This window comes from Calidithermus timidus DSM 17022 (assembly GCF_000373205.1).
Taxonomy (GTDB): Bacteria; Deinococcota; Deinococci; order Deinococcales; family Thermaceae; genus Calidithermus; species Calidithermus timidus.
The window spans coordinates 498,779-505,447 of the sequence record NZ_KB890696.1; the positions used below are offsets into that span (position 1 = coordinate 498,779).

The 6,669-nt window shown below is 63.0% G+C and carries 8 protein-coding genes; 6 read left to right on the top strand and 2 right to left on the bottom strand.

The window, feature by feature from the left end; all coding sequences use genetic code 11:
- Positions 1-9: 9 nt before the first annotated feature.
- A protein-coding gene (gene prfB / locus B047_RS0109010) for a peptide chain release factor 2 (protein WP_157205860.1) occupies positions 10-1,108 on the bottom strand; the annotation gives its coding sequence in 2 pieces (ribosomal slippage) (positions 10-1,056 and positions 1,058-1,108; 1,098 coding nt in all).
- A gap of 113 nt (positions 1,109-1,221) precedes the next feature.
- Between prfB and B047_RS0109015 the strand changes: the two genes are divergently transcribed.
- From B047_RS0109015 to B047_RS0109040, 6 genes are all read left to right on the top strand, one after another.
- The gene (locus B047_RS0109015) at positions 1,222-2,364 is read left to right on the top strand and encodes an ABC transporter ATP-binding protein (protein WP_018466634.1); all 1,143 of its coding nucleotides are present in this window, start codon (positions 1,222-1,224) and stop codon (positions 2,362-2,364) included.
- The gene (locus B047_RS0109020; RefSeq protein WP_018466635.1) at positions 2,361-3,224 is read left to right on the top strand and encodes an ABC transporter permease; all 864 of its coding nucleotides are present in this window, start codon (positions 2,361-2,363) and stop codon (positions 3,222-3,224) included. Before B047_RS0109015 ends, B047_RS0109020 begins: the two co-directional genes overlap by 4 nt.
- Before the next feature lie 67 nt (positions 3,225-3,291).
- Positions 3,292-4,068: an ABC transporter permease gene (locus tag B047_RS0109025; RefSeq protein WP_026234756.1), complete on the top strand. Its 777-nt coding sequence runs from the start codon at positions 3,292-3,294 to the stop codon at positions 4,066-4,068.
- Positions 4,069-4,113: 45 nt separating this feature from the next.
- On the top strand, positions 4,114-5,142 hold the full coding sequence (locus tag B047_RS0109030) for a polyamine ABC transporter substrate-binding protein (protein WP_026234757.1): 1,029 nt from the start codon (positions 4,114-4,116) through the stop codon (positions 5,140-5,142).
- A 105-nt stretch (positions 5,143-5,247) separates the two neighbouring features.
- The gene (locus B047_RS0109035) at positions 5,248-5,706 is read left to right on the top strand and encodes a c-type cytochrome (RefSeq protein WP_018466638.1); all 459 of its coding nucleotides are present in this window, start codon (positions 5,248-5,250) and stop codon (positions 5,704-5,706) included.
- Between the two features lie 58 nt (positions 5,707-5,764).
- Positions 5,765-6,214, top strand: a complete 450-nt coding sequence (locus tag B047_RS0109040) for a c-type cytochrome (RefSeq protein WP_018466639.1) — start codon at positions 5,765-5,767, stop codon at positions 6,212-6,214.
- A 92-nt stretch (positions 6,215-6,306) separates the two neighbouring features.
- On the opposite strand, the gene B047_RS0109045 is transcribed toward B047_RS0109040, so the two are convergent.
- Positions 6,307-6,483, bottom strand: coding sequence for a Sec-independent protein translocase subunit TatA/TatB (locus tag B047_RS0109045; protein WP_018466640.1), 177 nt, complete (start codon positions 6,481-6,483; stop codon positions 6,307-6,309).
- Positions 6,484-6,669 lie beyond the last annotated feature (186 nt).

Here is a 6,669-nt window from a genome sequence, read left to right on the forward strand (position 1 = left end):
AATCTGGTATTAATCGTCGTCGCCGACCGCCACCGTCTCCCGCCGCCCGGCCTTCCACTCCAATCCCGCCCAGATCAGGCTCTCGAGGTCCCCATCGAGCACCTGGTCGGGGTCGTGGCGCATCTCGCCGGTGCGGTGATCCTTGATGTACTGTTTGTCGAGCACATAGCTCCGGATCTGGCTACCCCACTCGATGGGACGGGACTCGCCTCTGAGCCGGGCCAGCTCTTCCTGCTTCTTCTTGAACTCGATCTCGAAGAGCTTGGAGCGCAGGATGTTCATGGCCATCTCTTTGTTCTTCTGCTGGCTACGGGTGACCTGGCACTTGACGATGATGCCGGTGGGAAGGTGGACCACCCGCACGGCAGAGTCGGTGGTGTTGACCCCCTGCCCGCCCTTGCCCTGCGAACGCATCACGTCGATGCGCAGGTCCTCGGGATTGATCTGCACATCGACCGACTCATCGACCTCGGGCATGACCTCGAGCGCGGCGAAACTGGTCTGGCGCTTGCCCTGGGCGTTGAAGGGCGAAGGACGCACCAGGCGGTGCACCCCGGCCTCCGGGGAAAGCAGGCCATAGGCGTTCTCACCGCGCACGATGAACTGGGCGTAGTCGATGCCCGCCTCAGCACCGGGCTCGAGGTCGATCATCTCGACGCTGAAACCCTTGCGCTCGGCGAAGCGCGTGTACATGCGCAAGAGCATCTCGGCCCAGTCGCAGGCCTCGGTGCCTCCGGCTCCGGGTTTGATGGTCACGATGGCCGCGTTCTCGGCGTAGGGGAAAGAGAGCAGGGTCTGGTGGTACAGCTCCTCGAGCTCCCGGGCGGCGGCCTCGAGTTCAGGCTGCATCTGCTCGCGCTCCTCGGCGCTCATCTCGGGCCACAGCTCCAAGAGCCCCTGCAGGTCGGACTCCAGCCGCCGGTAGCCCTCGACGACACGGCGCAGACGGGTGCTCTCCTGGGAAATGGCCCGCGCCTCGGCAGGGTTGTTCCAGAGGCCGGGGTCGCCCAGCTTGAGCTCGAGCTCTTTCAGACGACTTTCTTTGCCGGCGATGTCAAAGATACCCCCTGAGGGCATCGAGCCGGTGCTGCAAGGTGAGTAGATCCATAACCCACTGAGTATAGCCGCCGGGGGCCGAAGGCTCAACGCCAATCAACTGCCGATGAGCTCCGCAAAAGCCATTGTTGTCTTATCCCTGAAGCTGCCCTTAGACTTCTGGCTGTGGAACAGACGCTCTTTCGTGGGCGGCGTGAGCGCAAGCTGGGAGAAGACATCGCGGTGCGGCTCGAGGGCGTGCGCAAGCGCTATGGCGACACCGAAGCCGTAGCCGGGGTGAGCCTGGAGGTGCGCGACGGGGAATTCTTCAGCTTGCTGGGGCCTTCGGGTTGTGGCAAAACCACGCTGCTACGCATGATCGCGGGCTTCGACGAGCCCGACGAGGGGCGCATCCTGATCGCGGGTCAGGACATGCGAGGGGTTCCACCCTACCGCCGCCCGGTCAACACCGTATTCCAGAACTATGCGCTCTTTCCCCACATGAGCGTCGAGCAGAACATCGCCTTCGGGCTGCGCATGAAGCGCATGCCCAAGGCGGAGATCGATCGGCGGGTGGCCTGGGCGCTCGAGCTCGTCAACATGCAGGGCCTGGGGAAGCGCCGCCCCAACCAACTCTCCGGCGGGCAGAAGCAGCGGGTAGCCCTGGCCAGGGCGCTGGTCAACGAACCCGAGGTGTTGCTTTTGGACGAACCGCTCTCGGCCCTCGACCTCAAGTTGCGGCAGGAACTGCGTGTGGAGCTGATGAACCTTCAGGAGCGGCTGGGCATCACCTTCATCTTCGTCACCCACGACCAGGAGGAGGCGTTGGTGATGTCCGACCGCATCGCGGTGATGAATCGGGGAAAGGTGGAGCAGGTGGGGGCCGCCGAGGACGTCTACGAGTTGCCCCGTACCCCCTTCGTGGCCCGCTTCCTGGGCGACTCCAACCTCATTCCCGCCACGGCGCTCGAGCCGCGCAAGGTCAGGACCTCGCTGGGGGAGTTCATCCTCGACGAGGAGGACACCCTCACGCCGGGACAGGAGGTGCTGCTGTCGATCCGGCCCGAGAAGATCCGGCTCTTTCGCGAAAAGCCCAACCTACCCAACGTCTTCCAAGCCCGCGTGGACGACATCATCTACACCGGGGCCGAGAACCACTACCTGCTGGAGGCGAGCGGGGTGCGGCTGACGGTGAGCACCCTCAATCAGGACATCCTCGAGCCCGGCCACGACGAGTTTAGCTACGACGAGGTGGTGTGGGTGGCCATGACCCCGGAGAAGCTGGTGGTGGTCAGCGAAACCGGCGGCAACGGGGGCGATGGAGCATGAACGAGGCCGCAACCCCCTGGCAGAGAGCGCGGCGGCTGCTGGTGACGGTGGGACCTGGAGCCTTCTGGCTGATCGTTTTCGTGCTGCTTCCCTCGGTGCTGGTCTTTGTGGCCTCGCTCCTGAGCCGCAGCAGCACCGGCAGCCTGGCTCCGCCCTGGGGGCTGCACAACTACGTGCGCTTCTTCAGCGAGCCGCTGTTTTGGGAGATCGTGGGGCGCAGCCTGTGGGTCGGCTGGTGGGCGACGGTGTTTACGGTACTGCTGGGCTATCCGCTGGCCTTCTACATCGCCGCTCACCGCTACAAGCAGGTATTGCTGCTGCTGGTGGTGATCCCCTTCTTCACCAATTTCCTCATTCGGGTCTATGCCTGGATCATCCTGCTGCAGCGCGAGGGCCTCGTCAACGCGTTGATCACGGCCTTTGGCCTGCCGCCCGCCGACCTCTTCCCCTCGACCTTGGCGGTCTACCTGGCTACGGTCTACACCTATCTGCCCTTTTTGGTGTTGCCGCTGTATGCTGCCGTCGAACGCATCGACTGGAACCTGCTCGAGGCCGCCTACGACCTGGGTGCCACACCCGTGCGGGGCTTCTGGGAGGCCATCTTTCCCCAAACCGTGCCGGGGCTATTCGCGGGCTTTCTGCTGACCTTCATCCCCGCAGTGGGCACCTTCGTAATCGCCGACTTGCTGGGCGGGGGCAAGATCACCCTGATCGGCAACCTCATCCAGCAGCAGTTCGGCTCAGCCCAGAACTGGGCCTTCGGCGCGGCAATCAGCACGATCTTGATGCTCATGGTGCTGCTGGGCCTGTGGCTTTATGCCCGCAGTCAGGGCGAGAGGGGGTTAGACGAGCTGGTATGAGAACGCTAAACACCCAGTGCCCTGAGGGGATGCTCGTCCAGCAACGTTTGGTGCGCAGGAGATGCCCATGAAACGCCTCCTTGCCACTTACTCCTGGCTGGTCTTCGCCTTTTTGTACCTACCCATCGCGGTGATCGTGGTGCTCTCCTTCAACGACAGCCGTTTCGGAGTGAGCTGGACGGGCTTCACCTTCAAGTGGTACGAGGCGCTGTTGGAGAACCGCCGCATCGGGGAGTACCTGGGCAACACGCTGGTGGTGGCCTTCAGCTCGACGCTGGTATCCACGGTCCTGGGCACCTTGTTGGCCATTGGGATCGTGCGCTATGAGTTCAGGCTGCGCAGCTTCCTGCGCTACTTGCTCTACGTGCCGGTGGTGGTGCCCGACGTGGTGATGGGCATCTCGCTGCTGCTGCTCTTCGACACCGTGCGTGACAGCATCGGCTGGCCCAGGCTCTCGCTCTTCACGATCATCCTGGCCCACATCAGCTTCCAGATCGCCTACGTGACGCTGGTGGTGCGGGCGCGGCTGATGATGCTGGATCCGGCGCTCGAGGAGGCCGCGCGCGACCTGGGGGCCGACAACTGGCGCACCTTCTGGGAGGTAACCCTGCCCCTGACCTGGCCGGGAGTGGTGGCCGGGGCGCTTCTGGCGTTCAGCCTCTCCCTCGACGACTTCGTGGTGACCTTCTTCACCTCGGGCGCGGGCTCGACCACTTTACCGCTGTACATCTATGGCAAGGTCAAAACCGGCATCACTCCCGAGGTTCACGCCCTTTCCACCTTGATGGTGGGCGCAACCATTTTGACTCTGGTGCTCGGGGTCTTATTCTGGCGTAGGCGGTGAGCGGTCGATCTGGTAGCCTGAAAACCCATTGGTAGGAGGTGATGCGTGAGAAGATGGCTTGCACTGCTCGTACTCATCCCCCTGCTCGTGGCCTGCCCAAAGCAGGGGGCTAGCGAGCTGCGGATCTACAACTGGTCGGACTACATGCCCGAAGACGTGATCAGGGGCTTTGAGCAGCGTGAGAAGGTCAAGATCGTGCTCGACACCTACGACGATCCTGAAGCCATGGTCTCCAAGCTCGAGGCCGGCGGCGACAGTGAGTACGACCTGATCATCGTCTCCGACTACCTCATCGGCCAGTTGGCCCGCAAGGGGACCATCCTCGAGCTCGACAAGTCCAAGATCCCCAACTTCGCCAACCTGGGCCCCGAGTTCGCCGACCCCGCCTACGACCCCCAGAGCAAGCACTCGGTGGTCTACCAGTGGGGCACCACCGGCCTGGCCTACCGCGAGGACCTGGTCAAGGGCCCGGTGGATAGCTGGGCGGTGCTCTTCGACCCGGCCAGGAGCGTGGGCCCTTTCCTGCTTCTCACCGAGATGCGCGAGCAGATGGGGGCCGCCCTGCGCTACTTGGGCGAGTCGGTCAACAGCACCGATCCCGCAGCGCTGGAAAAGGTCAAGAAGCTGCTCATCGACGCCAAGCAGCGCAGCCGGGGCTTTGCCGGGGGCACCGACGCGGTGCAGCAGTTACTCGGCGGCAACGCAGCGGTGGTGGTGGCCTACTCGGGCGACGTGTTCAGGGCCATGGAGGAGAACCCCAAAGTCAGGTACGTTATCCCCAAAGAAGGCGGCACCCGCTGGACGGATAGCCTGGCCATCCTGAGCAAGAGCCCGCGCACCGAGCTGGCCTACAAGTTCATCAACTACCTGCTCGAGCCCGAAGTGGCAGCCAAGGTCTCCAACGGCATCGGCTATGGCACCCCCGTACCCGCCGCGCTGCCCATGATCGAGGCCAAGGACAACCCGGTGATCTATCCCCCTGCTGAAATCCAGGCCAAGCTCGAGTTCCTGGCCGACCTCGGGGAGGGGCTAGACGCCTTCAACGCGGTGTGGGCTGAGGTAAAAGCCCGCTAACCGCAAAACCCAGGTCGTCTTTGGGTCCTGAGGCATCGTCATGTTTTCACTTGGCATTCCCCATCACATCCATCCCATTTTCTTCAGTTCCATACTGGGAACAAGATGAAACCGTTCCGCAATCTGCTCGCAGCGCTCACCTTGCTGGCGAGCGGCGCTCTGGCCCAGTCGGGCGCCGCACTGTACCAGCAAAACTGCGCCTTCTGTCACGGGGAGAGGGGTCAGGGACGCCCCGGAGCTTTTCCTCCCCTGGTCGAGCACGCGCCCGCGCTCGTACAGAGCAGTGAGGGACGTACCTACATCGCCCAGCTCGTGCTCTACGGCCTCCAGGGCGAGCTGGTGATCAAGGGGCAGCGCTATGACGGGGTGATGGCCCCTTTTGGCCAACTCAAGGACGAAGAGCTTGCGGCCATACTCAACTACGTGCTCACCGCCTGGGGCAACGAAAAGCTGCTGCCGCAGGGCTTCCGACCTTTTACCGCCGCCGATTTCGCCCCTCTGCGCTCCACCCGCCTGACTCCCGCCCAGGTCATGGCCCAGCGTATCCGTCTGGGGCTCCGCTAGGGCATTTCAGGTTTCATCGCGGCTACTTGACTACACTAAGGCCGAAGGGGGAATCACAATGCGCAAATACCTTCATCTGCTGGCCGGGCTGCTGCTCGTACCGGTAGCCTTCACCCAGTCGGCTCAACAAGGTGCCGCCATCTTCCAGCAATGCCAGGGCTGCCACCAGCCGGGGGGCACGGGCATCCCCGGAGTATTCCCCCCGCTGGCCGGACACGTACCCGAAATCCTCGCCGCCAAGGGGGGCCGCGAATACATCATCAACGTGCTGCTCTACGGCCTCGCCGGGCAGATCAGCGTCAAGGGCGTGAGCTACAACGGAGTCATGCCCGCTTTTGGCGCTCAGCTCAAGGACGACCAGATCGCTGCGCTGCTCAACTACATCAGCACGAGCTGGAGCAACAAGAACCCCAAAGCCTTCACCGCCGACGAGGTCAAGGCCCAGCGGGCCAAGAAACTCACCTCGGCCCAGGTGTACGAGCTGCGCAAGAAGCTTGGGTTGAAATAGTCTTCTCGGTGGAAGTCGCCGATAGCCAAATACACCCAACACTACGATCGAACGGCGTCTCGCACTTGGCCCTCGGACGAAAACGTACCGCCCTAGCTCTGCTTCTGCTCGGGCTTGGCCTCACCCTCCTTGCTTTCCTCGCTGAGTCCTTTGCGGAACTCCCTGGCCGATTGCCCCAGGCCACGGGCCAACTCGGGTAACTTACGGGCTCCAAAAAGGAGCAGGATGATGAGCAGGATGATCAGAATTTCGGGCAAACCCAAGGGCATAGGAAACCTCCTTACTCTCAAGTATAGCCCGCCGGCTCGAGAGCAACCGAAAGGTAGGGTAGCTTGATCGCCTCGAGCCCATCTGATACCAGATTCGGTCAGTTCGTTCCCGAATGGGAACGCCGCCCCGCCAAGGCGGGGCGGTCGACCGAAGGGAGTGCTCTAGGATTCAAAAAGATAGCCTCT

Excerpts from the sequence above, each read along its gene's own strand:
- B047_RS0109045 (WP_018466640.1), bottom strand. The coding sequence starts at position 6,483 with ATGCCCTTGGGTTTGCCCGAAATTCTGATCATCCTGCTCATCATCCTG.
- B047_RS0109040 (WP_018466639.1), top strand. The coding sequence starts at position 5,765 with ATGCGCAAATACCTTCATCTGCTGGCCGGGCTGCTGCTCGTACCGGTA.
- B047_RS0109025 (WP_026234756.1), top strand. The coding sequence starts at position 3,292 with ATGAAACGCCTCCTTGCCACTTACTCCTGGCTGGTCTTCGCCTTTTTG.
- B047_RS0109020 (WP_018466635.1), top strand. The coding sequence starts at position 2,361 with ATGAACGAGGCCGCAACCCCCTGGCAGAGAGCGCGGCGGCTGCTGGTG.
- B047_RS0109035 (WP_018466638.1), top strand. The coding sequence starts at position 5,248 with ATGAAACCGTTCCGCAATCTGCTCGCAGCGCTCACCTTGCTGGCGAGC.